This window comes from Azospirillum agricola, from assembly GCF_017876095.1.
Classification (GTDB): Bacteria; Pseudomonadota; Alphaproteobacteria; order Azospirillales; family Azospirillaceae; genus Azospirillum; species Azospirillum agricola.
Window position 1 is genome coordinate 82150 of record NZ_JAGINM010000021.1, and the last position, 24545, is coordinate 106694.

Annotated in this window: 20 protein-coding genes and 1 pseudogene; 5 read left to right on the forward strand and 16 right to left on the reverse strand. The window is 71.1% G+C overall.

Features of this window, described 5'->3' with window-relative positions:
- Positions 1–73 precede the first annotated feature (73 nt).
- The 6 genes and pseudogenes from J2847_RS26050 to J2847_RS26075 form a co-directional block, all read right to left on the reverse strand.
- Positions 74–271 (reverse strand): annotated as a pseudogene (locus J2847_RS26050) (transposase); the annotation flags it as partial.
- A 238-nt stretch (positions 272–509) separates the two neighbouring features.
- Complete coding sequence (locus tag J2847_RS26055; RefSeq protein WP_209781699.1) at positions 510–1832, reverse strand: NtaA/DmoA family FMN-dependent monooxygenase; 1323 nt, start codon at positions 1830–1832, stop codon at positions 510–512.
- An 82-nt stretch (positions 1833–1914) separates the two neighbouring features.
- Positions 1915–2940 (reverse strand): ABC transporter substrate-binding protein, encoded by a 1026-nt coding sequence (locus tag J2847_RS26060; protein ID WP_209781700.1) that lies wholly within the window; start codon positions 2938–2940, stop codon positions 1915–1917.
- 47 nt (positions 2941–2987) lie between these two features.
- Complete coding sequence (locus tag J2847_RS26065; RefSeq protein ID WP_209781701.1) at positions 2988–4121, reverse strand: ABC transporter ATP-binding protein; 1134 nt, start codon at positions 4119–4121, stop codon at positions 2988–2990.
- Positions 4121–5914 carry an ABC transporter permease gene (locus J2847_RS26070; protein WP_209781702.1) on the reverse strand — a complete coding sequence of 598 codons (1794 nt, stop codon included), beginning with the start codon at positions 5912–5914 and terminating at the stop codon, positions 4121–4123. Before J2847_RS26070 ends, J2847_RS26065 begins: the two co-directional genes overlap by 1 nt.
- 30 nt (positions 5915–5944) lie before the next feature.
- Positions 5945–7435 carry a SidA/IucD/PvdA family monooxygenase gene (locus J2847_RS26075; RefSeq protein ID WP_209781703.1) on the reverse strand — a complete coding sequence of 497 codons (1491 nt, stop codon included), beginning with the start codon at positions 7433–7435 and terminating at the stop codon, positions 5945–5947.
- Between the two features lie 176 nt (positions 7436–7611).
- Here J2847_RS26075 and J2847_RS26080 point away from each other — a divergent pair, with 176 nt between their 5' ends.
- From J2847_RS26080 to J2847_RS26100, 5 genes are read left to right on the forward strand one after another with little or no spacing between them, the layout of a single operon-like run.
- On the forward strand, positions 7612–8580 hold the full coding sequence (locus tag J2847_RS26080; RefSeq protein ID WP_209781704.1) for a LysR family transcriptional regulator: 969 nt from the start codon (positions 7612–7614) through the stop codon (positions 8578–8580).
- On the forward strand, positions 8577–9686 hold the full coding sequence (locus J2847_RS26085; RefSeq protein ID WP_209781705.1) for an ABC transporter substrate-binding protein: 1110 nt from the start codon (positions 8577–8579) through the stop codon (positions 9684–9686). The genes J2847_RS26080 and J2847_RS26085 overlap by 4 nt, the downstream gene beginning before the upstream one ends.
- A complete protein-coding gene (locus J2847_RS26090) occupies positions 9683–10165 on the forward strand; it encodes a tripartite tricarboxylate transporter TctB family protein (protein ID WP_209781706.1) in 483 nt (160 codons plus the stop codon). The genes J2847_RS26085 and J2847_RS26090 overlap by 4 nt, the downstream gene beginning before the upstream one ends.
- Positions 10162–11685, forward strand: a complete 1524-nt coding sequence (locus J2847_RS26095) for a tripartite tricarboxylate transporter permease (RefSeq protein ID WP_209781707.1) — start codon at positions 10162–10164, stop codon at positions 11683–11685. The genes J2847_RS26090 and J2847_RS26095 overlap by 4 nt, the downstream gene beginning before the upstream one ends.
- A gap of 51 nt (positions 11686–11736) precedes the next feature.
- A complete protein-coding gene (locus J2847_RS26100; RefSeq protein WP_209781708.1) occupies positions 11737–12735 on the forward strand; it encodes a tripartite tricarboxylate transporter substrate binding protein in 999 nt (332 codons plus the stop codon).
- 54 nt (positions 12736–12789) lie between these two features.
- On the opposite strand, the gene J2847_RS26105 is transcribed toward J2847_RS26100, so the two are convergent.
- The 10 genes from J2847_RS26105 to J2847_RS26150 form a co-directional block, all read right to left on the reverse strand.
- Positions 12790–13857, reverse strand: a complete 1068-nt coding sequence (locus J2847_RS26105; RefSeq protein WP_209781709.1) for a CMD domain-containing protein — start codon at positions 13855–13857, stop codon at positions 12790–12792.
- Positions 13854–15290 (reverse strand): NAD(P)/FAD-dependent oxidoreductase, encoded by a 1437-nt coding sequence (locus J2847_RS26110; RefSeq protein ID WP_325169481.1) that lies wholly within the window; start codon positions 15288–15290, stop codon positions 13854–13856. Before J2847_RS26110 ends, J2847_RS26105 begins: the two co-directional genes overlap by 4 nt.
- 42 nt (positions 15291–15332) lie before the next feature.
- Positions 15333–16061, reverse strand: coding sequence for an ABC transporter ATP-binding protein (locus J2847_RS26115; protein WP_209781711.1), 729 nt, complete (start codon positions 16059–16061; stop codon positions 15333–15335).
- Positions 16062–16074: 13 nt separating this feature from the next.
- Positions 16075–17004, reverse strand: a complete 930-nt coding sequence (locus J2847_RS26120; RefSeq protein ID WP_209781712.1) for an ABC transporter ATP-binding protein — start codon at positions 17002–17004, stop codon at positions 16075–16077.
- Positions 17005–17011: 7 nt separating this feature from the next.
- Positions 17012–18850 (reverse strand): ABC transporter permease, encoded by a 1839-nt coding sequence (locus tag J2847_RS26125; protein ID WP_209781713.1) that lies wholly within the window; start codon positions 18848–18850, stop codon positions 17012–17014.
- Between the two features lie 26 nt (positions 18851–18876).
- Positions 18877–20076 carry an ABC transporter substrate-binding protein gene (locus tag J2847_RS26130; protein ID WP_209781714.1) on the reverse strand — a complete coding sequence of 400 codons (1200 nt, stop codon included), beginning with the start codon at positions 20074–20076 and terminating at the stop codon, positions 18877–18879.
- A gap of 43 nt (positions 20077–20119) precedes the next feature.
- Complete coding sequence (locus J2847_RS26135; protein WP_209781715.1) at positions 20120–21307, reverse strand: ABC transporter substrate-binding protein; 1188 nt, start codon at positions 21305–21307, stop codon at positions 20120–20122.
- Between the two features lie 298 nt (positions 21308–21605).
- A complete protein-coding gene (locus J2847_RS26140; protein ID WP_209781716.1) occupies positions 21606–22379 on the reverse strand; it encodes an ABC transporter ATP-binding protein in 774 nt (257 codons plus the stop codon).
- A 4-nt stretch (positions 22380–22383) separates the two neighbouring features.
- Complete coding sequence (locus J2847_RS26145; RefSeq protein WP_209781717.1) at positions 22384–23229, reverse strand: ABC transporter permease; 846 nt, start codon at positions 23227–23229, stop codon at positions 22384–22386.
- A gap of 3 nt (positions 23230–23232) precedes the next feature.
- Positions 23233–24222: an aliphatic sulfonate ABC transporter substrate-binding protein gene (locus tag J2847_RS26150; RefSeq protein ID WP_209781718.1), complete on the reverse strand. Its 990-nt coding sequence runs from the start codon at positions 24220–24222 to the stop codon at positions 23233–23235.
- Positions 24223–24545: the final 323 nt, after the last annotated feature.

Here is a 24545-nt window from a genome sequence, read left to right on the forward strand (position 1 = left end):
TGTTGAAAAAGTCGGGCGCTGCCCGAGTGCCGCTCTGTTGATCGCAAGGGCGGAACAGCAGGCACCGGCCCCTTCACGCCGGCCTGGGCTCCGGCATGGGGATGAGCTTGGCGAGCTTGCGGAGGTTCTGGGCGGCGGCGGCGAGGTGGAACTCGTCGCGGGCGCCGTTCGGCCCCCGCAATCGCAGGCGGTCGAGCCCCAGGATGCGTTTGAGGTGCGCGAACAGCATCTCGATCTTTTTCCGCTCGCGCCGCGAGATGGCATAGGCGTCGGTGGCGGCGAACCTTTCCCTCCGCGGTGATGCCATGAACCTGAAAGACATTTTTCGCCAGATCCAGACCGATCGTCGCCAGCGTGGTCATCAGCCGCTCCTGCAAGGTGGCTTCTTCGACGGACCCAGCTTGACACCGTTTCCCGGTGAAAGGGCCCTCCACCACATCATCTCACGGTCGTTTTCCCGTCATACCGCCCAGTTCATATCGTTTGTGAAACCGCCACCCCTGGATCGTTCAGGCGCCCTGGAGCCCATAATGCGCGGACAGGGTGTCGCCCTCATACCCGGTGCGGAACAGGCCGCGCTTCTGCAGGATCGGGATCACCTGCTCCACGAACCCCTCCAGTTCGTCCGGGGTCATGTTGCCGATGTTGAAGCCGTCGGCGGCGCGGTTGACGAACCAAGCCTCCAGCGTGTCGGCAACCTGCTCGGGCGTGCCGATGACGACGCGGTGCGGACCGCCGACCGGCTGCCGGGTCAGGAACTCCCGCAGCGTCGGCCGCTCACGGCGCAGCAGGGCGACCAGCGCGTCGGTGTGCCCGCGCGAGGCGGCGCGCTCCGGCGCGCGGTCGAGGATGTGGTCGGGAACCGGCGAGTCGAGGTCGAGGTCGGCGGGCTCCACCCCCAGCCGGGCGGCGAGCTGTTCGACGATCAGCGTCCGGCTGGTCTGCTTCTCCAGCAGGGACTGCCGCTTGCGCTCGGCCTCCTCGACCGTCCCGCCGAGATAGAGATAGACGCCGGGCAGGACGAACACCCGGTCAGGGTCGCGCCCTTCGGCGCGGACGCGGTCCTTGACGTCGCGGTAGTAGGCTTGCGCGTCGGAGAGGTCGAGGCCGATGGAGAAGATGGCGTCGGCGTGGCGCGCGGCCAGAGCGCGGCCCTCGGCGGAGCCGCCGGCCTGGAACAGCACCGGGCGGCCCTGCCGCGAGCGGGGAAGCTGCGCCGGCCCTTCGACGGAAAAGAAGCGGCCCTCGTGCTGGACGTGCTGGATGCGCGACCCGTCGATCTGGGGCGCTCCGCCGCCGGGGGCCGGACGGACGGCGTCCGGTCCCCAGCTGTCCCACAGCCTCCGCACCACGGTCACGAACTCGTCGGCGCGGGCGTAGCGGTCGGCGCGCTCCGGCAGGGCCGCCAAGCCGAAGTTGCGCGCCGCGTGCGGGTCGTAGGTGGTCACCACGTTCCAGCCGATCCGGCCGCGGCTGACATGATCGAGCGCGCCGAAGCTGCGGGCGATGTTGTAGGGCTCGTTGAAGGTGGTCGAGGCGGTGGCGACGAAGCCGATGCGCTCGGTCAGCACCGACAGGGCCGACGCCAGCACCACCGGATCGATCACCGGCCGCGGCGGGCGCCCGCCGCCCTCGAACAGATGCAGGTAGTTGGCGAAGAAGACGGCGTCGAACAGCCCGCGTTCGGCGATGCGGGCGATGCGGAGGTAATAGTCGAGAACGAAGTCGGCCGGCGCGTCGGCCGAGTCCCGCGTCCAGGCGCCGGCGTGCTCGCCGGCGGTGTTGCCATGAAAGTTGAGGTGGATTTGGCGGCGTATCGGGCGTGGGCTCATGGCAAGGCTCTCCTGTGTCCGCCCGCCGGGAAGGCGGGCGGGGCGTGTGTCGTGTTCGGTGGGCGCATCGGTCGACGATGGCCTAGTCGAAGATGGCCAGGGTGCGGGTGCGGAAGCTCTTCACCTGCCCCTCCCATTGCGCCAGCGGGATGCCGGTGAAGCGGTAGCCCTCCAGCGCCGGCAGGTCGGGCGGCACCGGCGCGCCGGTGCGGGTGCCGTAGCTCGACGCCTTGGTCAGCGCGGTCTGGCCCGCCGTGCCGAGCAGCCAGCCCTTGAACAGCCGGGCTGCGTTGGGGTGCGGGGCCTGGCGCAGCAGGCTGAGGCCGGGGCCGAAGGTGACGGCGGAGTCCGCCAGATACTTGACCTTGATCGGCGCCCCGTCGCGCTGGAGATTCCCGACATTCTGCGTCGGTCCCCACAGGCCGAAGGCGACGCGGCCCTGCGCCACATGGGTGAGGAGCTGCGCCGCCGTCGGCGACACCTGGCCGTTGGCCTTGATCGCCTTCAGCTGCTCGTCGGTGATGGCGTCGTTGTGGGCCAGCGTGGCGCCGACCAGATCGGGCGCCGCGGCGCCGGTGTAGCGGGTGTAGCCGAACTTCCCGGCCCAGCTCTTGCCGATGGCCTCGTCCAGCGTCCTGGGAAGCTGCTCCTCCTTCACGAGGGTGGTGTTGTAGACCAGCGTGAACAGGGTGGTGAAGGGAACCTGGAACAGGCCGTTCGCGTCCTTGTACTGCGGATCGAGGGCCGCCGCCTCGTCGGGCGTGTCGGGCTCCAGCCGGCCGTCGGCGGTCAGCGTGGCGATGTCGCCCATGCCGCTCAGCACGAGGTCGCCGACATGGTTGCCGCTGGCCGCTTCGGCGGCGATGCGGCCGACCAGCGGGGCGCCGCCGCCGGAGATCACCGCGGGCTGCACGGCGATGCCGGGGTAGGCCCGGGCGAAGGCGTCGAACACCGATTGCAGGTGGCCGTAGGGGGTGTAGAGCACGAGCTGGGTCTCGCCGGCCTGCCTGGCCTTGGCGTAGAGGGAATCGAGGCTTTCCGCGTGGGCGGCGGCGGCGGCCGTCAACGACAGCGCGGTGGCCAGCGGGAGAAGGGGAAGGCGCAGCATCGGAGGCACAGGTCCTTGGATCGGGGGTGAAGGGGGCGGGGGCGGAGTCAGGCCGCCGCGTCCAGCGCGACGAGATCGTCCGCCGGCAGGATGGCGCGGAGCGTGGCGCCAACGGCGCCGAGCAGGCCGGGGGTGCAGCGCTCGGCCGGGATGTTGGCGGTGAGGATGGCGTCGTCGGCGGTGCGCAGGCGGAACTGGTGGTGGTCGCCGAGGAAGCTGACATCCTCGACCCGGACCGGCAGGCCGTTGGAGGAACCGCCCGGCTGGCCCTCCGCCCGTCCTGCGGCCGGTTCGGCGGCCAGCCCGATGCGGCTGGCGCGGATCAGCAGGTCGGCCGTCCGTCCGCCTTCCAACGGGCCGGTGCGGCGGGCGATCAGCGGGGCGGACACCCCCGGCAGCGCGACGGCGGCGCGGTCGCCGTCGACGGACAGCACGCGGGCCGCCAGTCGGTTCTCGTAGCCGACGAACTCGGCGACGAAGCGGGTGCGCGGCGCGCGGAACACGGCGTCGGGGCTGCCGATCTGCTCGATCCGCCCCTCCTTCATGATCGCCACCCGGTCGGCCAGCGCCAGCGCCTCGGTCTGGTCGTGGGTGACGTAGACCGCCGTGTGCCGTGTCTCGCGGTGGACCAGATGCAGATCCTGCCGCAGGCGGGCGCGCAACTGCGCGTCGAGGTTGGACAGCGGCTCGTCGAACAGGATCAGCCGCGGCGAGGCCGCCAGCGCGCGGGCGAGCGCGACGCGCTGCTGCTGGCCGCCCGACAGCTCCGCCGGGTAGCGCTCGCCATAGCCGGCGAGGCCGACCCGGTCGAGGGCGCCGACGACCGCCCGGCCCACCGCCTCGCGCCCGACGCGGCGCGCGCGCAACGGATAGGCGACGTTGTCGTTCACCGTCATGTGCGGCCACAGCGCGTAGCTCTGGAACACCATGCCGATGTCGCGCTTGTCGGGCGGCACGAACAGGCCGCGCCCGGCGTCGGCGACGACGCGGTCGCCAAGCAGGATGCGGCCGCCGTCCGGCTCCTCCAGCCCGGCGATGCAGCGCAGCGCCGTCGTCTTGCCGCAGCCGCTGGGGCCGAGCAGGACGAAGAACTCGCCGTCGTCGACCGTGATGTCGAGCCGCTCGATGCCCCGGCCGTTGCCGAAGCCTTTGCTCATCCCGTCCAGTCGGATGGTGCTCATCAGGCGGCCTGCCTTTCCAGGGTGGAGGAGCGCGGGACGCGCGGCGTGCCGAGCGCCGGGCGCCGCCGTTTGACGGCAAGCAGGCGCAGGGCGCCCAGCCCCGACAGCCCGGCGGCGAACAGGCCGGCCATCGTCGTCACCAGCAGGGCGGTGGCGTCGCCGAGTTGCCCCTGGGTCTGAAGCTGGTAGATGTGCGAGGCGACGGTGCCGAGCGTCGGGGTGCCGAGCAGCAGCGGCACGTCGAGGTTGCCGGCGACGGCGATGGCGACGAGGAACCAGCCGGTCAGGAAGCTGGGCGCGATCAGCCGCCCGACGACGTCGAGCAGCGCGCGGGGCGCCGACGCGCCGGACACACGGGCCGCCGCCGTCAACTCCGGCGCGATCTGCGCGCTGGCCGCCTGGGCCGCCTGCATGGCGAAGGGCAGCGCCACGACGACCAGGGCCAGCACCAGCATCCAGACGGTGCCGTAGATCTGGCGCAGGCCGGGAACGCCGACATAGGCCCACATCACGGCCAGCGCCGTGACGATGCCCGGCATGGCGAAGGGAATCAGCGTCATCAGCCGCAAGGCCGAGCGGGCGGGCACCGGCAGGGCTTGACCGGCTTGGGCGAGCAGCACGGCGAGCGTCATCGCCAGCGCGCCGACGCCGACCGCCAGCAGCGCGGTGGTGCGCACCGCGTCGATCATGCCGGGGCGTTGGAACACGCGCTGGTAATGCACCAGCGTGAAGGAATCGAGCACGCCCGGCACCGACTGGACGGAGCCCAGCAGCAGCGACAAGAGCGGTCCGATCACCGCCACCAGCACGAAGGCGAGGATGGCGGCGTTCCCGGCCAGCCCCCAGCGGCCCAGCCGCAACCGGTGCTGGCGGGTCGCCTTGCCGGCGACGGTCACGAAGCTGCGCCGGCCGAGGACGCGGGCCTGCAACAGGCTGAGCGCGGCGGCAACGAGCACCAGCAGCAGCGACAGCGCGCTGGCGGTGGCGTATTGCGGCGGGTAGGCGTGGACCAGCCGGTCGTAGATGGCGGTGGACAGCACCTCGATCCCCGCCGCCTGCCCGAGGATCAGCGGGATGTCGAAGGAATGCAGCCCGGCCACGAAAGCGAGGATCGCCGCCCCGCTGAGCGCCGGGGTCAGCAACGGCAGGTCGATGCGCAGGACGGTGCCGAAGCGCCCGACCCCCGAGACCAGCGAGGCGTCCTCGTGCGCGCGGTCGAGCGCCAGGAAGGCCGGGGCGAGCAGCAGGTAGGTGAAGGCGGTGGCGCGGATGGCGATCACCGCCAGCAGGCCGGGCCCGGACTCGACGTTGACGAGTCCCGCCTCCGGCCCGAAGGCGGCGCGCAGCGCCGCGTTGGCGAAGCCGATCGCCGGGTTGCCGAGCAGGCTGAAGCCGATGCCGTGGAACAGCGACGGCGTCGCGTAGATCACCACCATCGTCGGGGTGACGAGCCGGCGCAGGCGCAGGTCGGTCCGCTGCGCCAGGAAGGCGAAGCCGGCCGCCGCGACGACCGCCACGGCGGTCGACAGCAGGGCGAGCAGCACCGAATGGGCGGCGGCGCTCCACAGCTTGGTCGAGCCCGGCAGGGCAAGCAGCGGCTCCACGCTCCAACCGCCCGGCATGCCCGGCGGCGCCGTGCGGAAGACGCCGATGGCGAGCATCGCCGCCGGCCACACCAGCAGCAGCGCCAGCCCGGCGAAGAGCGGCAACGGCCACAGCCGGCGCCGCCGGCGGCGGAGCCAGGACCATGCGGACCGGGCATGATGATCGTCGTGAAAAGGGGCTGGTGCCATGGTGGGCGTCTCCCGTCCGTCGACCGGCTGTCAGGCGCTGCGGAAGGCGGCCTTTTCCGGTTCGGGGGTCTTGAAGGCGAGGAAGTCGGCGTAATAGGCGTCGGCGTCCTCGACGAAGAGGTCGCGCACCAGCGCGTTGGTCAGCCGGGGAACGCTGAAGCGCAGGCCGGGGGCGCCGGCCGAATTGCCCATGCTGGCGACGGCGCTGCCGTTGAAGTTGTGGATGTTGCGCAGGAAGGGCGCCGTTCCCGGCTCGCGCTCCAGGAATTCGAAGGCGGGACCGAGATAGGGAAAGCGGGCCAGCCGCCCGCTTTCCTCGCCGGGCGGCGGGGTGAAGCGGTCGCCCCAGCGCGCGATGCGGTCGGCGAAGGGGACGAGCAGCGGCGAGCCCGCCGGATCCGGGTCGAAGCCGGTGCCACAGATGACGAAATCCACCTCATGGTCGCCCCGCTCGGTCTCCGCCAGGATGCCGGTCGGCCGGACCGTGGCCCGCCGCCACGCCGCACCGGTGCGCAGGTGGAAGTTCGCGAAGGCCGTGCAGCGCGCCACTGAGGTCGGCGGCGGCGGGTTCGGCGCGCTTTCGAAATGGCGGTTGAAGCGCCAGCGGTGGCGGTCCGGCAGCTCGGCGAAATGCCCCATCACCCCGGCGAAATCCATCCAGTACAGGGCGTTGATGGTGGGCAGGGTGTCGCGCCGGATGAACATCTCGACGCTGGCGGCGCCGGCCTCCAGCGCGGTCGCGGCGTTGTCGAAGGCCGAGGCGGCGGCCCCGATCACCGCCACCCGCCGTCCGGCCAGGGCCGTGAAGTCGATGTCCTCGGCCGAATGGGCGTAGAGGGCGCGGGGCAGCGCCTGGACCGCCGCCGGGATGCGCAGGCCGCCGCAGCCGATCTGCCCGGTCGCCAGCACCAGCTTGCGGGTCAGGCGTTGCTCCACCCCGTCGGGGCCGGACAGGGTGACGCGCAGGAGGCTGCCCGCCGGCTTGACGATGACGGGCTCGATCGCGGTCACGCTCGTCCCGTTGCGGACCGGAAGATCCAGCGTGTCGCGGAACCACAGCAGGTAGGCGTTCCAGTCGCCGCGCGGGATGCTGGTGATCCGCTCCCAGGCGTCCGGCCCGTGCTTTGCCTCGAACCAGGCGCGCGGGGTCAGGCTGGGGATGCCGAGGTCCGGCCCGGTCACCGCCTTGGGCGTGCGCAGATGGCGCATGCGGGCGAAGGTCGTCCATGGCCCTTCGCGGCCGCGCGGCGCCTTGTCCACCACCAGGATGTTACCGATCCGCTCCTGGCGCAGGGCGAAGGCCAGCGTCAGGGCCGATTGCCCGCCACCGACGACCAGCACATCGAGCGGCTCCTGCCCCTCGACCACGCGCGGCAGCGTCCAGCGGCGCGCCTTCGGGTAATCCAGATGGGACAGGTCGGCGGCGACGCGCTCCGCCAGTTCGGCGAGACAGGAGGGGGACGGGATGCCCGCATCGCCGCCCGGCCGCGACGGCCGGGTGATGGGAAGGGTCGCTGACATGGGAAAGCACCGGATTTCATTGTGAATATCGGGTCCTGAGAAACGCTAACTCCCAAAAACCTATTAATCAACTATATTTATAGGCTTCTAAAATTCTGTGAATCATGCCTAATTCCCCAGCGCTCTTTTGTCCGTGGTTGCCGCTCCACCGCGCGAAGGGAGGAGGAGGTCAGAAAATGTCGATCAGTTTCAGCCGCTTGCGCAGCTTCGTCGCGGTCGCCGAGGAACGTCAGTTCCAGCGCGCGGCGGAGCGGCTGAGCGTGTCGCAACCCTCGCTCAGCGGCCAGATCCGCGACCTGGAGGCGGTGCTCGGCGCCGTGCTGTTCGTCCGCACCACCCGCAAAGTGCAACTGACGGCCGAGGGCGAGCGCTTCTTCCACCGCGCCCGCCAGATCCTCGCCGACGTCGAGGCCGCGGTGTCGGACCTGCGCGACCGGTCGGACCTGAAGCACGGGCGGATCGTCGTGGCCGCGACGCCGTCGATCGCCTGCTCCCTGGCTCCGGCGGCGATGGGCGCCTTCCAGGCCCGCTTTCCCGAAATCACCGTCCAACTGCATGAGCTGACCGCGCCGGAGATCGAGGAGATGCTGCGCAACGGGCTGGCCGACATCGGCTTCGGCCCCCTGCCCTCGGGTCCGTCGGACCTCGCCGCCACGCCGCTCTTCGTCGAGCGCTTCCGGGGCGTGGTCGCCGCCGGCCACCCGCTGGCCGGGCAATCCAACGTGACGCTCACCCGCTTCCTGGAGCATCCGCTGATCGCCACCGACCACGGCACCGGCATCCGCGAGGCCATCGACCGGGCGCTGCGCGACTGCGGCCTGCGCGCCGGCACCGGGCACCACCTGCACCGCTACGAGACCATCGTCGCGCTGGTCGAGGCGGGCATGGGGGTGGCGCTGCTGCCCGAACTGTCCTTGTTCACCAGCGATCTGCGCCGGGTGAGCGTGCTCGACGTCGTCGAGCCGGAGATCACCCGCGAGATCGGCATCCTGCGCCGCAAGGGGGGCTGCGCCTCCTCGGCGGCGTCCGAATTCTTCGCGCACTGCACCTCCGAAGCGGTCCTCGCCCCCTTCCACGAGCGCTGGGGGCTGGGCCCCAAGCGCGGGCGGACCGCCAAACCCACCACCCGAAAGGCCAAGGCATGACCACGCTCTCCACCCCGCCCGACCTCCGTCCCGCCGAAACGGAATTGACCGCAACGGAACCGACCGACGTCTGGTACACCGTCTGCCCGGTTCCCGCCGCCTCCAGCCTGGCGATCGCGCGCGGCGAGCTGGACGAGGCCTTCCGCGACGGCGACGTGCGGCTGAACTCGATCCGCTCGCACCCCGACCGCAAGGTGCGCGAGGCGCATTACGACCAGAGCCAGCCCAACGCCTTCCGCGAGGGCGGCAACGTGCCGCCGCTCTGGGCGAAGTCGGTGGGCCGGAACCTGCGGGTCATCGGCCTGTCCTGGGTCGAGACCTATTCGGCGGTGCTGGCGCTGCCCGGATCGGGCATCCGCGAGCCGGGCGACCTGCGCGGCAAGCGGCTCGGCCTGATCGGGCGGCCGAACGACCCGGTCGACTACCCGCGCGCCACCTCCCTGCGCGGCTACCACGCGGCGCTGGAATCGGCGGGGCTCGGCTTCGACGACGTCACCCTCGTCAACATCCCCATCACCGAGACTCTGGTCGGCAAGCCGCCGGAGGCGGGCGCGCTCAGCCGCTCGCTGTTCAGCGCCCGGCTGATGCGCCGCCGCCAGGGTCCGGAGCTGCGCGCGCTGCTGCGCGGCGAGATCGACGCGCTCTACCTCAACGCCCAGGGCGCCGAGGTGCAGGCGCTGCTCGACGCCGAGGTCGTGTTCGACGTCGCCGCCGCCCCGGATGTCCGCAGCCGCATCAACAACCTGTCGCCGACCGTCTTCACCGTGCGCGGCGAGCTCCTCGACAGCCGGCCCGATATCGTCGCGCGTTATCTGGCGCGGGCAATCCGCACGGCGCGCTGGGCCAAGGCCAACCCGGTCGAGGCCAAGCGCGGCATCGCCCGCGACAGCGGCATCGCCGAGGAGTGGGTCGACGCCGTCTACACGCCCGAGGTGGCGGCCATCCTGGAGCCGACGCTGGACGACCACCTGATCGCCCTGCTGGAGGACCAGAAGAACTTCCTGCTGCGCCACGGCTTCCTCGGCGGCGATTTCAGCGTGCCCGACTGGATCGCCCGCGGTCCGTTGGAGGAGGCGCTGCGTCTGGTCGCCGACGACCCGCGATGAGCGTCCATACGGAATCGGCGCCGGAAACGGGCCGCCGGGCGACAGGCCCGGCGGTCGACCTGTGGGCGGCGGGGCTGTTCGTCGCCACCGGGACGGCGTGGCTCGGGCTGGCCGGCGGCTACGCCATCGGCAACGCCGGCCGGATGGGGCCGGGCTTCTTCCCGGCGCTGGTGGCCGGGCTGCTGCTGGCGGTGGGCGCCGCGATCGGCGGGACGGCGCTGGCGCGCGGCTCGGAGCGGTTCGAGCCATTCCGGCTGCGGCCGTTGGCGGCAGTGCTCGGCAGCGTGCTGGTCTTCGGGCTCGCCGTCGACCGGCTCGGGCTGCTGCTCACGGCGGTGCTGCTGGTGGTGATCGCCGGACAGTCGCTGCCCGGCGGCGGCCTGCGCCAGACCCTGCTGCTGGCCGCCGGCCTCGCCGCCGCCTGCTGGCTGCTGTTCATCGTCCTGCTGGGCGTCCCGCTGGAAGCGTTGCCGCGATGACCGACCTGTTCGCCAATCTCGGGGCCAATCTGGGGCTCGGCCTGTCGGTGGCGGCCTCGCCGCAGACCGTCCTGTGGTGTCTGGTCGGCTGCCTGCTCGGCACGCTGATCGGCGTGCTGCCGGGCATCGGGCCGGTCGCCACCATCGCCATGCTGCTGCCGGTCACCTTCTACCTCGATCCGGTGTCGGCGATCATCATGCTGGCTGGCATCTATTACGGCGCCCAGTATGGCGGCTCGACCACGGCGATCCTGATGCGGCTGCCCGGCGAATCCTCGTCGGTGGTGACCTGCCTGGACGGCAACGCCATGGCACGGCGCGGCCGGGCCGGGGCCGCCCTGGCGGTGGCGGCGCTCAGCTCCTTCTTAGCCGGCACGGTCGCCACGCTGCTGATCGCGCTGTTCAGCCCGTCGCTGACCGCGCTGGCCCAGAGCTTCGGCCCGGCCGAGTATTTCTCGCTGATGCTGCTCGGCATGACCGGGGCGGTGGTGCTGGCCCACGGCTCGGTGCCCAAGGCGGTCGCCATGGTGCTGCTCGGCCTGCTGCTCGGGCTGGTCGGCACCGACGTGGAATCGGGGATGCAGCGTTTCACCTTCGGCATTCCCGAGCTGGCCGACGGCATCGACTTCGTGCCGCTGGCGATGGGGCTGTTCGGGCTGGCCGAGATCATCGTCAACCTGGAGCGCGGCGTGGCGAAGGTCGACGACGTCGCCGCCATCGGCCGGCTGCGGCCGACGCGGGAGGAGATGCGCGCGGCCGTTCCGGCGGCGCTGCGCGGTACGGCGGTGGGCTCGCTGCTCGGCCTGCTGCCGGGCGGCGGGGCGGTGCTCAGCGCCTTTGCCGCCTACACGCTGGAAAAGCGGCTGTCGCCCACGCCCGAGCGCTTCGGCACCGGCGCCGTCGAGGGTGTGGCGGCGCCCGAGGCGGCCAACAACGCCGGCGCCCAGACCTCCTTCGTGCCGCTCCTCACGCTCGGCATCCCGGAAACCCCGGTGATGGCCCTGATGGTGGGGGCGATGATGATCCACGGCATCCAGCCCGGACCGCAGGTGATGACGGCCCAGCCGGCGCTGTTCTGGGGCCTGATCGCCAGCATGTGGATCGGCAACCTGATGCTGCTGGTGATCAACCTGCCGCTGGTCGGGCTGTGGGTCCGGCTGCTGCGGGTGCCCTACCACCTGCTGTTCCCGGCTATCCTGCTGTTCTGCGCGATCGGCGTCTACAGCGTCCACAACAGCGCCTTCGACGTGCTGCTGACCGCGCTGTTCGGGCTGGTCGGCTACGGGCTGGCCAAGCTGAAATGCGAACCGGCGCCGCTGATGCTGGCCTTCGTGCTGGGGCCGCTGATGGAGGAGAATCTTCGCCGCGCGCTGCAGCTCGCGCACGGCGACGCCGGCGTGTTCGTGCGGCAGCCGATCAGCCTCGGCCTGCTGCTGGTCACGCTGGCCCTTCTGCTGGGCGCCGTCCTGCCGGCCGTCCGCCGCGTGCGCGCGGTGGCCTTCGCCGAAACCGACACCTGAAGACCGGCACCCGTTCAAACCCATCCTCCAAACATCCGGGATCCTGATCCGATGCACACTCCCTCACCGCTCCGCCGCCATCTGCGCGGCCTCGCCGCCGCCCTGCTGGCCGCCTCCCTCGGGGTCGCAGGCGGAGCGGCCACCGCCGCCGACTTTCCTGCCCGCCCGATCCGCCTCGTCGCCCCGGCCGCGCCGGGGGGCAGCCCGGACATCCTGGCGCGCACCGTCGGCCAGTTCCTCAACGAGCGGGTCAAGCAGCCCGTGGTGGTGGAGAACAAGCCGGGCGGGGCCGGCAACATCGCCCACGAGCTGGTGGCGCGGGCGGCGCCCGACGGCTACACGCTGCTGGTCGCCACCGACCAGCTCGCGATCAACGACAGCCTGTTCCACGACCTGTCCTATGGCGGTTCGCGCGGCTTCGCCGGGGTGGTCCAGGCGATCTCGGCGCCCCAGGTGCTGGTGGTGAACAGCACGGTTCCGGCGCGCAGCGTCGCCGAGTTCCTCGACCTCGCCCGCGCCAGGCCGGGGGAGATCGCCGTCGCCACCCCGGCGGTCGGCACGGTCGGGCATCTCGCCACGGCGCTGCTGCAGCGGCGGACCGGGGTGCGCCTCAACCACATCGTCTACAAGAGCGCCCAGCCGGCCATCGCCGAGGCGCTGAGCGGCCGCGTCCAGGCGGTGTTCGTGACGCTGGCCCCGGCGCTGCCGCACATCCAGTCGGGCGCCCTGCGGGCGCTGGCCGTCTCGACGGCGGAGCGCTCGCCGGCGGTGCCCGAGGTGCCGACCACCGCCGAGGCCGGGCTGAAGGACTTCACCTTCAGCTCCTGGCAGGGCTTCTCGGCGCCCGCCGCGACCCCGGCGCCGGTCCTCGACGCGCTGAACGCCCATTTCAACGCGGTTCTCGCCGATCCGCGAACCCGGACGGCGCTGACCGCCCAGGGCTTCGACGTCGCCGGCGGAACGCGCCAGGCCTTCGACGGCCTCGTCGCCGCCAGCGCCGCGCAGTGGGGCGACGTCATCCGCGCCGCCGACATCAAGCCGGTCGATTGACGCGGTTCCACACCCGCTAAAGCGTACCCCGGCGTTCAGGGCGATCGTGCCCGGTCAGCGCGCAGCCTCGCCCAAGCTCAGCATCAGACGATTCGCCCAAGCGAAGATGGCGACCGCCAGCACCAGATCGAGACTATCGCCCTCCTCAAACCCGGCGTCGCGCAATCCGGCGACATCCTCATGGGCCAGGGCGGACGGGGTGGCGGTCAGCCGGGCGGTGGCGCGCGCGATCGCCCGCTGACGCGGGTCGGCGATGCCGGCCACGCCCTGGGCGAACAGGGCCTGCACCGTATCTCCCCGGCCGGTCAGTTCGGTGAAGCGGCGGGCGTGGACCGACGCGCAATAGACGCAGCCGTTCAGGACCGACTCGACGGCCGTCGCCAGTTCACGCTCCGCCCGAGGCAGGCCGCGCGGAGCGTACATGATGCCGTTGAACAGCGGCGTCCGGTGGAGCAAGGATTCCGGCTCGTGGGCCAGCACCAGCGAATAGGCGCCGATGGCCGTGTTCGACGGCGTCACCGCCAGCGCCTCCAACTGCTCCGGGCTGGCCTGCTCCAGCACCAGCGGGGGGATCCAGGGCGTCCAATCCAGAATATCGGCGGTGAAGCCGAGGACCGCGTCGGCCGGAACCGGTGCGCCGCCGGGTGGCTCCACCGCTTCGCCGCCGCGCCCATCCAGCGCACGCAGACCCGCCAGCAGGCGAAGCTGGTAGTTGACCAGGGCGATCAGTTGCGACAGGGCGACGATGCCGTGGGCGTCGAGGCCGGCCGCCTCCAGGGCGCCCAGATGCTCCGGCCGGGACTCGCGGGGCGCGCGGGTGACCCGCTCGGCATGGGCGAGCAGAGCCGGGCGCGCGACGGCGTCTCCGGCGAGCGCGCGGTAATGGTCGGCGAGCCTCTCGTCTCCGCCCAAGGCGGCGATCCGCCCCGCCACCGCCGCGCGTTCGGCCGCAGGAAAACGGCCGGGACGCCGGGGCGCCAGCAGGACGTCGTGAGCAGCCTGGGTGCGGCTGCGGATGTCGGCCCGGCGGGCGCGCAAGGCGACAAGGGGTGCGCCTTCGGCGAGTCCGGCCAGCCGGTCGATGAGGTCGGGCGCGACCGCGCCGGCAACGGTGACGGTCATTGGAAAGCCTCCGCTTCGGTCCATTCGTCCCCCAGCAGTTCCGGCGTCTCGAAAGCGAGCAGCCGCTGCCAGTGACGGTCGTAATCCTCGGTGAACAGAGCGGCGACGATGCTGTCGGCCAGCCGCTCCGCCCCGGCGCTGATGCCGGGGATGTCGCCGGTCACCTTGCCATGGCTGAGCGAGGCGGCGTAATTGAAAGCGTGGATGCGGGACAGCCAGGGCGCCTCGCCGGGGACGCGCTCTAGGAATTCGAAATCCGGACCGAGATAGGGGTGCTCGGCGAAGTCGCCACCTTCCTCGCCGGGCGCGACGTAGCGGTCGCGCCACAGGAGGGCGTGGCGGGCGATCCCGGCCAGTTCCGGCCGCTGCGCCCAATCCACCGAGAATCCGGTCGCCAGGATAACATGATCGACCGTCACCACCCCCCGTCCGGTGTGCAGCGTCAAGCGGCCACCGTCCGGCTTGGCCTGCTCGATCGGGCAGCCGGTCAGCAGGGCGAAGTTCGGGTGACGGGAGCAGCGCAGCATCGAGTTGTGCGGCGCCGGCACGCCGGTGTCGGCGATGTACTGGTTGTAGGCCCAGCGCCGCTCGTCCGACAGGGTGTGGAAGCCCAGGACCATGCCGGGGTGTCCGGCGCCGATCCCCTTGTTGATGCGCGGCAGCGTCGCGCGGCGCACCAGCATCAAGACCTTGGCGGCTTCGTTCTCCAACGCTTCGGCGGCGTTGTCGACCGCGCCGGCACCGGCGCCCAGCACCGCCACCGTCTTCCCTTTCAGCGCCTGGAAGTCGATCGCTTCGTGGGCGTGGCTCCAGAAGCGCTTGTCCACTCCCTTCCAGAAGGGCGGGATGAAGGGACCGCCCAGACCGTCGCGGCCGTTGGCCAGGATGACGCGGCGCGCCCGCACCCGCCGCAGCCCTTCCGGCCCGGTCAGGTCCAAGGTCACGCCGCTCCCGTCACCGGAGATCGCCGTCAGGACGGTTTCATTTTCCACCGGGGGGTTGGTGACGCGGCGGTACCAATTCAGGTAATCGAGCCATTGCAGGCGCGGGATCCGGTGCAGTTCCTCCCAGGCGGCGCGACCGAACTGGGCCTCGAACCAAGCGCGGAAGGTCAGGTTGGAAAAGCCCAGCGCCGGACCGGCCAGCGTCTTGGGCGAGCGCAGGGTTTCCATGCGGGCGTAGGTCGCCCACGGCCCTTCCCGCCCGGCCGGGGCACGGTCGAACAGGCGTATGTTGGCGACGCCGACCTTGCGCAGGGCGAAGGCGGCGGTCAGCCCGGCCATGCCGGCGCCGACGATGGCGACGTCGAGAACGCCCCCAGGCACGCCGTCCTGCGGCGGCACCCAGTCGGCCGGCGGCAGGGTGAGAAGGTCGAGGTCGCGGGCAAGCCGCGCTTCCAGCGCGTCCAGGGAGCGGGGGCCGGGGTCGGTCACGTCTGCGGTGTCCTTGGTCATCGAAAAGAAGGGCCGGCGGGGTCACGCGGCCCGGGTGCCGCCGAGATAGGCGTCGCGGATCTGAGGATCGCGGGCGAGGTCGGCGGCGGGTCCGGACAGCACGATGCGCCCGGTTTGCAGAACATAGCCGCGATGGGCGATCCGCAGGGCAAGGCTGGCGTTCTGCTCCACCATGAAGACGCTGACGCCCTGCCGGTTGATCGTCCCGATCAGCTCCAGCACCTTGTCGACGTGCAGCGGCGACAGGCCCATGGTCGGTTCGTCCATGACGATCAGGCGGGGCCGGCCCATCAGGGCGCGGGCCATCGCCACCATCTGCTGCTCGCCGCCCGACAGGGTGCCGGCCTGCTGGGCGTGGCGCTCCCGCAGCTTGGGGAAAAGGTCGAGGACCCGCTCGTGATCCTCGACCACCGCCTTGCGGTCGTCGCGGGTGTAGGCCCCCATCAGAACGTTCTCGCGCACCGTCATGGTGGCGAACAGCCGGCGGGATTCGGGGACCGAGCCGATGCCCCGCCGCACGATCTGCGGCGTGGCCAGGCCGGTCAGCGGCCGGCCGTCGAAACTGACCTGGCCGGAACGCGGCTTCAGCAGCCCCAGGATGATCTTCATCGTCGTGGACTTGCCGCTGGCGTTGCCGCCGAGCAGGCAGACGATCTCGCCCTTCCCCACCTCCAGCGACAAGTCGAAGTGGACCTGGACCGGTCCGTAGAAGCTGTTCACGCGGTCGAGCCGCAACAACGCGTCGGTCATTCCTCAGCCTCCCCTACCTGGCCGCCCGGGCGACAACCGGCCGTTCCCCATGCTGGTTGCCCCCGCCCTGCCCGGCCCCATCCGGCTCGGCCCCATCCGGCTCGGCCAAGCCCCCCACCGCCTTGTGGCCGAGATAAGCCTCGATCACCGCCGGGTCGGCGGCGACGGCGGCCGGCAGCCCTTCGGCGATGCGGGCGCCGTGGTCCATCACCACCACCCGGTCGGACAGCTGCATCACCAGATCCAGCTTGTGCTCGATCAGCAGGATCGTCAGGCCACGCCCCTTGAGAGAGCGGATGATCGCCAGCATCTCCGCCGTCTCGGTCGGGTTCATCCCGGCGGTCGGCTCGTCGAGCAGCAGCAGGCGCGGGCGCAGCGCCAGCGCGCGGGCGATCTCCAACCGGCGGCGGTTGGCGTAGGACAGGCTGTGCGCCGGCTGGTCGAGGCGCGGCGTCAGCCGTTCGCCGAACAGCGCGACGATCTCCAGCGCCTCGGCGCGCAGCCGCTCCTCCTCCGCCCGCACCGGCGCCGGGCGGACCAGGGCGAGCGCCAGCTCGGCCAGCGGCCCCAGCAAGGGCAGGCGCGGCCGCGGACGCACCGCGCGCAACCGGGTGTGGGCGCCGACCAGCACGTTGTCGAGCACACTGAGATTGCCGAACACCCGGCCATGCTGGAAGGTGCGGGCCAGCCCCAGCGCCGCCAGCCGCTCGGCGGGAAGGCCGCTGACGTCGCGGCCGTCGAAGGCGACGGCACCGGCGTCCGGCGCGTCGAGCCCGGCGATCAGGTTGAACAGGGTGGTCTTGCCGGCGCCGTTCGGGCCGATGACGCTGACCAGTTCCCCCTCCCCCACCGTCAGGTCCAGCCCGTTGACGGCGGTCAGGCCGCCAAAGCGGCGGGTCAGGCCGGCGACCTCCAGAAGGGGTTTTCCCGGTTGGCTCGTCATGGCGTCCTCACACCGTTCCCAGAAGGCCCTGCGGGCGGAAGCGGATCAGCAGAAGCAGGACGATTCCGTAGATCAGCATGCGGTACTCGGCCGCCGCGCGGAACAGCTCCGGCAGCCCGACCAGCACCGCCGCCCCCAGCACCGCGCCGGCGACGTTGCCGAGCCCGCCGAGGATGACCATGGTCAGCGCCAGCATCGACACCGGCGCCGGAAAGGTCTCGTGGTTGATGTAGGAGTAGAAATGCGCCATCAGCGCCCCGCCGATCCCAGCGACGAAACCCGCCACCGCGAAGGCCAGCGCCTTGTAGCGGTCCAGCTCGACGCCATAGGAGCGCGCCGCGATGTCGTCCTCGCGGATCGCCCGCAGGGTGCGGCCAAGATGCGAGTCCAGAAGCCGCGACTGGACCGCCGCCAGCGCCAGCAGGACGACCAGCGGCACCCAGTAGACCCATTGGCCGCTGACCAGCGGCGTGCCGGCCACCGCCAGCGGCGGAATGCCGGTGACGCCGATCGGACCGCGCGTCAGGCTCTCCCAGTTCAGGATGACCAGGGTGACGATCTCGCCCACCGCCAGCGTGGCGATGGAGACGTAATGGCCGCGCAGCCGGAAGGCCGGGTAGACCAGCGCGGTGCCCAGCGTCGCCGCGACCAGCCCGGCCAGCGGCACCGCCAGCAGCACCGGGACGCCCGCGTCGAGCGTCAGCAGGGCGGAGGCGTAGGCCCCGATGGCGAGCAGCCCGGCGTGCCCGAGCGACACCTGCCCCACCGTGCCGGCCACCAGCGTCAGGCTGAGCGCCAGCAGGGCGAACAGCCAGGCGTTGCCCAGCGTCTGCAACAGATAGGGCTGCCGGACCGCCAGCGGCAGGGCGAGCGCGGCGGCGGCGAGCCCCCAGACCGCCCAGCGCGGCAGCACGACCGGCCGGCTCGGCGCGATGAAGGTGCCGGTCAGCGGCTCCGGCGGCAGGCGGCGGGCCCGCGCGAACAGGCCATTGGGCCGCAGCACCAGGATCACGATCAACGCCACGAAGGCGAACAGGTTGCGGTAGCTGGTGCCGAACAGAGCAATGCCGTAACTCTCGATCAATCCCAGCAGCAGGCTGCCGGCGATGGCGCCGGGCACGTTGCCGACGCCGCCGATCAGTTGGGCGACGATGCCCTTCAGCCCGGCCTGGAAGCCCATGTTGGGGTCGATGGTGTTGTAGTACATACCGACCAGCAGCCCGCTGACCCCACCGAGCGCCGAGGCGATGGCGAAGACCGTGCGGTTGACCTTGTCGACGTCGACGCCGCATTGCCGGGCGGCGTCGCGGTCGAGCGCCGTGGCCCGCACCGCCCAGCCGAGCCGGGTAAAGCGCAGGAATCCGTAGAGCAGCGCGGCACTGCCCACGCCCACCCCGGCGATCAGCAGGTCGAGCGCACCGATGCTGCCGCCGCCGACGGCGATGCGCCATGCCGGCAGCTGGGTCGGCGGGGCGCGCGGATCCGGGCTGAACAGCAGTTGCGCCGTCTGGTCCATCACCACCGACAGGCCGATGGTGGCGAGCAGCGGCGCGATGCGCGGGGCCTCGCGCAACGGCCGCAGCCCCACCCGCTCGATCACGACGCCCAGCAGGCCGCACCCCGCCGCAACCACCACAAAGGTCACCGGCAGCGGCAAGGCAAGTTGCGTCACGCACAGCCAGCCGATGTAGGCGCCGACCATGTAGACCGAGCCGTGGGCGAAGTTGATCAGGTGCGAGACGCCGAAGATCAGCGCCAGCCCGACCGCCAGCAGGGCGTAGATGTTGCCGATCACCAGCCCGTTGATCGTGTAGTCGAGCCACGGGCCGAGGGAGGTGGGGAGCACGATGCGCGGTCCTTCCCGCCGGAGGTTCAGTTCGCCGCCTTGCCGGCGCCGTCCCACAGGGCGAAGGCGCCGTTGCGCACCACCAGCCGGGTGCTCAACGGCTTGTCGACGCGGCGGGTCTGCGGGTCGAAGCGGACGGTGCCGTAGACGACGCTCGGCGCGTCCTTGACGGTGGCGAGGCCGTCGCGCACGGCGGTGCGGTCGGTGCCGGACTGGCGGATCACCGTGGCCAGCAGCAAGAGCGCGTCGTAGGCGCGGCTGGAGTAGGCGTCGGGCTCGGCACCGTACTTGGCGACGTAATCCTTCACGAAGCCCTGCACCACCGGACGCGGGTCGCCGGGGAAGAAGGGGGTCGTGGTATGGACGCCGTCGACCGCGGCACCGCCCAGCTCCAGGAATTTCGGGGAATAGACGGAACCGGCGGCCACCACCGGCTGGGCCAGCCCGGCCTCGCGCAGCTGCCGGGTGATCTGGGCGCCGTCGGCGTAGTAGGACACCAGCACGATGCCGTCCGGCCGGGTGTCGCGCACCCGCACCAGGGCGGAACGGAAATCCTTCTCGTCGGCCAGATAGCCCTCGGCGCCGACGAGTTCGGCCCCACGTTCCTTGGCCGCCTTGGCGAACAGGTCCTTGCTGGTGCGGCCCCAGTCGTTGTTGATGAACAGCACGGCGATGCGCTTCAGCCCCAGCGCCGTCACCGCGTAATCGGCCAGGACCGGCATTTCCTCCGCCTGGTTCAGCGCGTTGCTCCAGATGAAGTCGCCGCTCCTGGTGAAGTCGGGGTGGGAATTGGTGAAGCCGAACTGCACCAGCCCGGCGTTCTGGTAGATCGGCGAGGCCGCCATCGAGGCGGCGCTGGTGAAGTCGCCCAACTCGGCGACGATGCGGGCGTCGGCGGCGAACTTGCGGGCGATGGCGACGGTCTGCTTAGGGTCGCTCTGGCTGTCCTCGAACTGGACGCGGAGCGGACGGCCCTGGATGCCGCCGGCCGCGTTCACCTGGTCCAGCGCCAGATCGAAGCCGCGCTGCCACTGCGCGCCGTACTGGGCGTATTGGCCGGTCAGCGGGCCGCTGACGCCGAGGACGACCGGCTCCTTCGCCGGATCGGCGGGCGGGCCTTGTGAAAAGGCCGGCTGGACGACGCCGAGCGCCGCGAGGACGGACAGGGCGCCGGTGACGAGCGCCGCGGAACGGACAAGCAAGGCGAGCGTGGGCAAGGCGGGCATGGGACAGGCTTTCGAAGGCGGGAGCGGATGCGGACGGGCCGGATCAGTGGGCGGGAGCGGGGACGCCGCCGTCCCACAGGGCGAAGGCGCCGTCCTTGACCACCAGCTTGACGTTGCGCACGCCGGACACCCGGCGGGTCGCGGGGTCGAAGCTGGCGCTGCCGAAGATGACGCTGGGGATGTCCTTCACGCGCGGGAAGGCGTCGCGGATGGCGGTGCGGTCGGTCCCGCCGGCCTCGATCACCCGGTGCGCCACCAGCGCCGCGTCGTAGGCGTAGGCGGAGAAGGCGTCCGGCTCCTCGTTGTGCTTGGCGCGGTAGGCGGCGACGAAGCGCTGCACCTCCGGCCGGGGTTCGGCGGGGAAGAAGTTGGCGCGGGTGTGGACACCCTCCACCGCCTCGCCGCCCAGCTCCAGGAACTTCGGCGAATAGACGGAGCCGACGGCGACCACCGGCTGGGTCAGCCCGACCGGCTTCAGCTGCCGGGCGATGGCCGCCCCGTCGGCGTAGTAGGAGATCAGCACGATGCCGTCCGGGTTGGCCTCGCGCACCCGCACCAAGGTGGAGCGGAAGTCCTTCTCCTCGGGCAGGTAGCCTTCGGTGGCCACCACCTCCGCCCCGCGCTCCGTCGCCGCCTTGACGAACAGATCCTTGCTGGTGCGGCCCCAGTCGGTGTTGAGGTGCAGCACGGCCAGCCGTTTCAGCTTCAGGGAGTTCACGGCGTAATCGGCGACGTTCGGCTGCTCCTCGGCCTGGCTGATCGAGTTGCTCCACACGAAGTCGCCGGTCCTCGTGAAGTCGGGGTGCGAGTTGGTGAAGCCGAACTGCACCAGCCCGGCCCGTTGGTAGATCGGCGAGGCGGCCATCGAGGCCGGGCTGGAGAAGTCGCCGAGTTCGATGAGAATTTTCGGATCGGCGACGAATTTCTGGGCGATGGCGATGGACTGGCGCGGGTCGTTCTGGCTGTCCTCGAAGACGTAACGCAGCGGCCGGCCCTTCACCCCGCCGGCGGCGTTGATCTCGTCGAGCGCAAGGTCGAAGCCTTTCTTCCATTGCGCGCCATACTGGGCGCCGGGACCGGTCAGCGGGCCGCTGACGCCGAACCACAGCGGCTCGCCCGTTGCGTTCGCCGCGGCGGCCGGGCTGCCGGCCAGGACGGCACCGGCAAGCAGCAAGCCGCCGGCCAGAGCGTTGAAAACTGCGGAGCGTCGCGAAAGGACCGGTCCGATCATGCCCGCCTCCCAAAGAAACGAATGACAGCGATTGACAAGAATGGCACCGCCGCCCCTTCGCGGGGCGTGGACCCGCGGACGGGCGGCGTCTAGGTACAAGAAGACAAGCCGTTGTCGGCGCCGTTGTGCAACGGACGGAACGGCACGCCCGCAACTCCCCGATCAACCACACTGCGGTTTGATCATAACCATTCTAATTTCCTACTGTAAATATGGATTTATATAAGCGTACCACTTTTCCAATCGTTGATTTTACACCCAACGCAATCCACCCCCGCTCCGCGCGACGGAGGAGCCGTCAGATCGCCGCCGCCGGGAAGGCCTCGTCGCCGTCGGTACGGTGACGGGAGGCGCGGCCGAGTTCACCCAGCAGCCGGCGTTTCCACTCCTCGAACAGAGGGTCGCTGCGGTCGCGCGGGCGCGGCAGCGGCGGGGTGGCCACCGTCAGGATGCGACCCGGCCGGGGCTGCATCACCACGACCCGGTCGGACAGGACCAACGCCTCCTCGATATCGTGGGTCACCAGCACCAGGGTCGGCCGGTCGTAGGCCCAGAGATCCAGCAGATGGTCCTGAAGGTCGCAGCGCGTCAGCGCGTCGAGCGCCGAGAAGGGTTCGTCGAGCAGCAGCACGGAGGGCCGCCCGACCAGCGCGCGGGCCAGCGCCGCCCGCTGCGCCATGCCACCGGACAGCTCGCGCGGCCAGGCACCGGCGAAGTCGATCAGCCCGACGCGGGTCAGCGCCTCGTCGGTGCGCGACCGGCGTTCGGCCTTGGGCAGGTGGCGGATGCCGAACCCGACGTTGTCGCGGATCGACAGCCAGGGCATCAGGCGCGGCTCCTGGAAGACGACGCCGATCTCTCCGCGCGGCCCCCGCACCGGCTGGCCGTTCAGGGTGACGGTGCCGGAGGTCGGGACCTCCAGCCCGCTGAGGAGGCGCAGCAGCGTGCTCTTGCCGCAGCCCGACCCGCCGACCACGCCGAGGATCTCGCCGGGCGCCACCTCCAGCCCGATGCGGTCGAGCGCCAGATGGCCGTTGGGGTAGCGCTTGGACAGGGAATCGACGAGCAGCATCGGCTCAACCCTCCGGCTTGAAGGAATCCTGCCAGCGCAGCAGCGGGCGGGACAGGGCGGCGAGCAGCCCGTCGGTCAGCTTGCCCAGCACCGCGAAGGCGAGGATGGAGGCGAGGATCGACTGCGGCTGGCCGGTCATCTGGCCGTCGACCAGCAGGAAGCCCAGCCCCTCGCTGGCCCCCATGAACTCCGCGGCGACGACGAACATCCAGCCCAGCCCCAGCCCGGCCCGCAGCGCCAGCACATAGGCGGGCAGGGTCGCCGGCAGCAGGATCCGCCATACCAGCTCCCAGCCCGACAGGCGGAAGACGCGCCCGACCTCGACCAGCTTGCGGTCCACCCCCAGGATCGCGCCGGACAAAGCGAGGTAGATGGGGAAGAACACGCCGACCGCGATCAGGATCACCTTCGAGGTCTCGAAGATGCCGAACCACAGGATGAACAGCGGCACCCAGGCGATGGACGGGATGGCGCGCAACGCCTGGAGCGTCGGGTCGAGCAGCCGCCGCGCGCCGGTCAGATAGCCGGTCAAGGCCCCCAGCAGGGTTCCCGCCAGCACGCCGAAGAAGAACCCCGCCGCCACCCGGCCGAGCGTCGCCAGCACATGGACGATCAGGTCGCCCGACCGCCACAGCCCCCACAGCGTGGCCAGGATTCGGCTGGGCGGCGGCAGCAGCCGCCCGTTGCCCCAGCCCCTCGCCACCGCCAACTCCCAGCCCAGCGCGAGGGCCAGCGGCAGGACGAGGCCGATCAGCCAATCCTTCCAGGGCAGGCGGCCCCGCTCCGCCGCTCCGGCGGAAGCGACGGGCGGCACCGGGGCGGCCGGTTCGGACACGGTCACGGCGGTCATCCCTTACGGCGCCAGCCCCTTGGTGTAGGACGGATCGATCAGCGCCGCGACCTGCCCCTTCACATCGACGTCGGCGGCCAGGAAGCCGACCTGCTGAAGCGCCAGACCGGCCTCCAGCAGCGTCGCCGCCTGGGCCTCGCCGATGGCGGCGTGGCCGAGGTCGGTGCGCTCCAGCTGGCGGGCGGCGACCGGTTCCGACAGCTTGGCGGCGGCGGCGATGGTCGCCTTCAGCTCCGCCGGGTTGGCGAGCGCGTGGGCGCGGGCCTTCTCGTAGGCGCGCAGCACGCGGCCGACCAGCTCCGGCTGCTCCTTGGCGAAGGACTCGCGGACGTTCAGCACGCCCCAGGTGTTGGCGCCGGCGTTGCGGTGGAACAGCCTGGCGCCGTTGTCCAGCTCGGCCTGCGCCATCAGCGGATCCAGCCCGGCCCAGGCGTCCACATCGCCCTTCTCCAGGGCCAGACGCCCGTCCTGGTGCTGGAGCAGGACCAGCTTCACGTCCTTGTCGGTCAGCTTGCTCTCGGCCAGGGCGCGGACCAGGAAGATGTGCGGGTCGGTGCCGCGCGTCACCGCCACGCGCTTGCCCTTCAGGTCGGCGACCGAGGCGATGGCGCTGTTCGGACCCGCCACCAGCGCGGTCCATTCCGGCTTGGAATAGACGTAGACCGACTTGATCGGGTTGCCGTTGATGCGCGCGATCAGCGCCGCCGAGCCGGCGGTGGAGCCGAAATCGAGGCTGCCCGCGTTCAGGAACTCCAGCGCCTTGTTCGACCCGAGGCTGAGCACCCAGCGGACGCCGATGCCGTCCTTCTTCAGCTCCTCCTCCAGATAGCCCTTCTCCTTCAGGACGAGGCTGACCGGGTTGTAATAGGCGTAGTCGAGGCGGATTTCGCTGATCGTCCCGGCGGCCCGCGCCGCACCCGGCAGGGCGGCGACCGTGGCGGCGCTCAGGGCCAGAAGGGCGAGAGCGGCGCGGCGGGTGATGGAAAGCGGCACGTGGGACCTCCCTGTGGATTGTCGTCTGATGGATCGGCGTCAGGCGGGAACCGGAGTCCGCGCGGTCAGGCTGCATTGCCTTTTCTTTTGATAGGCAATCCATGTGCCATTCGATCAGGTGGTTGATTTTTCTGAAGAACATTGTCCACGAACGCGCCGCGCAACGCTGCAAACGCAGCAGGCAGCGGGGAGGCGGTGCTGCCTATGCAGCAGACGGCCGATCGGACGGGAACGCGATTCACAGATAATACCTATTTTATTGGTGATATATTTCGAATTTCTCTGCACATACATTGGTGAAACTTGATGATTTAACGTTGCGC

Excerpts from the sequence above, each read along its gene's own strand:
- J2847_RS26120 (WP_209781712.1), bottom strand. The coding sequence starts at position 17,004 with ATGACGAGCCAACCGGGAAAACCCCTTCTGGAGGTCGCCGGCCTGACC.
- J2847_RS26105 (WP_209781709.1), bottom strand. The coding sequence starts at position 13,857 with ATGACCGTCACCGTTGCCGGCGCGGTCGCGCCCGACCTCATCGACCGG.
- J2847_RS26115 (WP_209781711.1), bottom strand. The coding sequence starts at position 16,061 with ATGACCGACGCGTTGTTGCGGCTCGACCGCGTGAACAGCTTCTACGGA.
- J2847_RS26085 (WP_209781705.1), top strand. The coding sequence starts at position 8,577 with ATGACCACGCTCTCCACCCCGCCCGACCTCCGTCCCGCCGAAACGGAA.
- J2847_RS26135 (WP_209781715.1), bottom strand. The coding sequence starts at position 21,307 with ATGATCGGACCGGTCCTTTCGCGACGCTCCGCAGTTTTCAACGCTCTG.
- J2847_RS26095 (WP_209781707.1), top strand. The coding sequence starts at position 10,162 with ATGACCGACCTGTTCGCCAATCTCGGGGCCAATCTGGGGCTCGGCCTG.
- J2847_RS26130 (WP_209781714.1), bottom strand. The coding sequence starts at position 20,076 with ATGCCCGCCTTGCCCACGCTCGCCTTGCTTGTCCGTTCCGCGGCGCTC.
- J2847_RS26080 (WP_209781704.1), top strand. The coding sequence starts at position 7,612 with ATGTCGATCAGTTTCAGCCGCTTGCGCAGCTTCGTCGCGGTCGCCGAG.
- J2847_RS26075 (WP_209781703.1), bottom strand. The coding sequence starts at position 7,435 with ATGTCAGCGACCCTTCCCATCACCCGGCCGTCGCGGCCGGGCGGCGAT.
- J2847_RS26100 (WP_209781708.1), top strand. The coding sequence starts at position 11,737 with ATGCACACTCCCTCACCGCTCCGCCGCCATCTGCGCGGCCTCGCCGCC.
- J2847_RS26090 (WP_209781706.1), top strand. The coding sequence starts at position 9,683 with ATGAGCGTCCATACGGAATCGGCGCCGGAAACGGGCCGCCGGGCGACA.
- J2847_RS26145 (WP_209781717.1), bottom strand. The coding sequence starts at position 23,229 with ATGACCGCCGTGACCGTGTCCGAACCGGCCGCCCCGGTGCCGCCCGTC.
- J2847_RS26065 (WP_209781701.1), bottom strand. The coding sequence starts at position 4,121 with ATGAGCACCATCCGACTGGACGGGATGAGCAAAGGCTTCGGCAACGGC.
- J2847_RS26060 (WP_209781700.1), bottom strand. The coding sequence starts at position 2,940 with ATGCTGCGCCTTCCCCTTCTCCCGCTGGCCACCGCGCTGTCGTTGACG.
- J2847_RS26070 (WP_209781702.1), bottom strand. The coding sequence starts at position 5,914 with ATGGCACCAGCCCCTTTTCACGACGATCATCATGCCCGGTCCGCATGG.
- J2847_RS26140 (WP_209781716.1), bottom strand. The coding sequence starts at position 22,379 with ATGCTGCTCGTCGATTCCCTGTCCAAGCGCTACCCCAACGGCCATCTG.
- J2847_RS26055 (WP_209781699.1), bottom strand. The coding sequence starts at position 1,832 with ATGAGCCCACGCCCGATACGCCGCCAAATCCACCTCAACTTTCATGGC.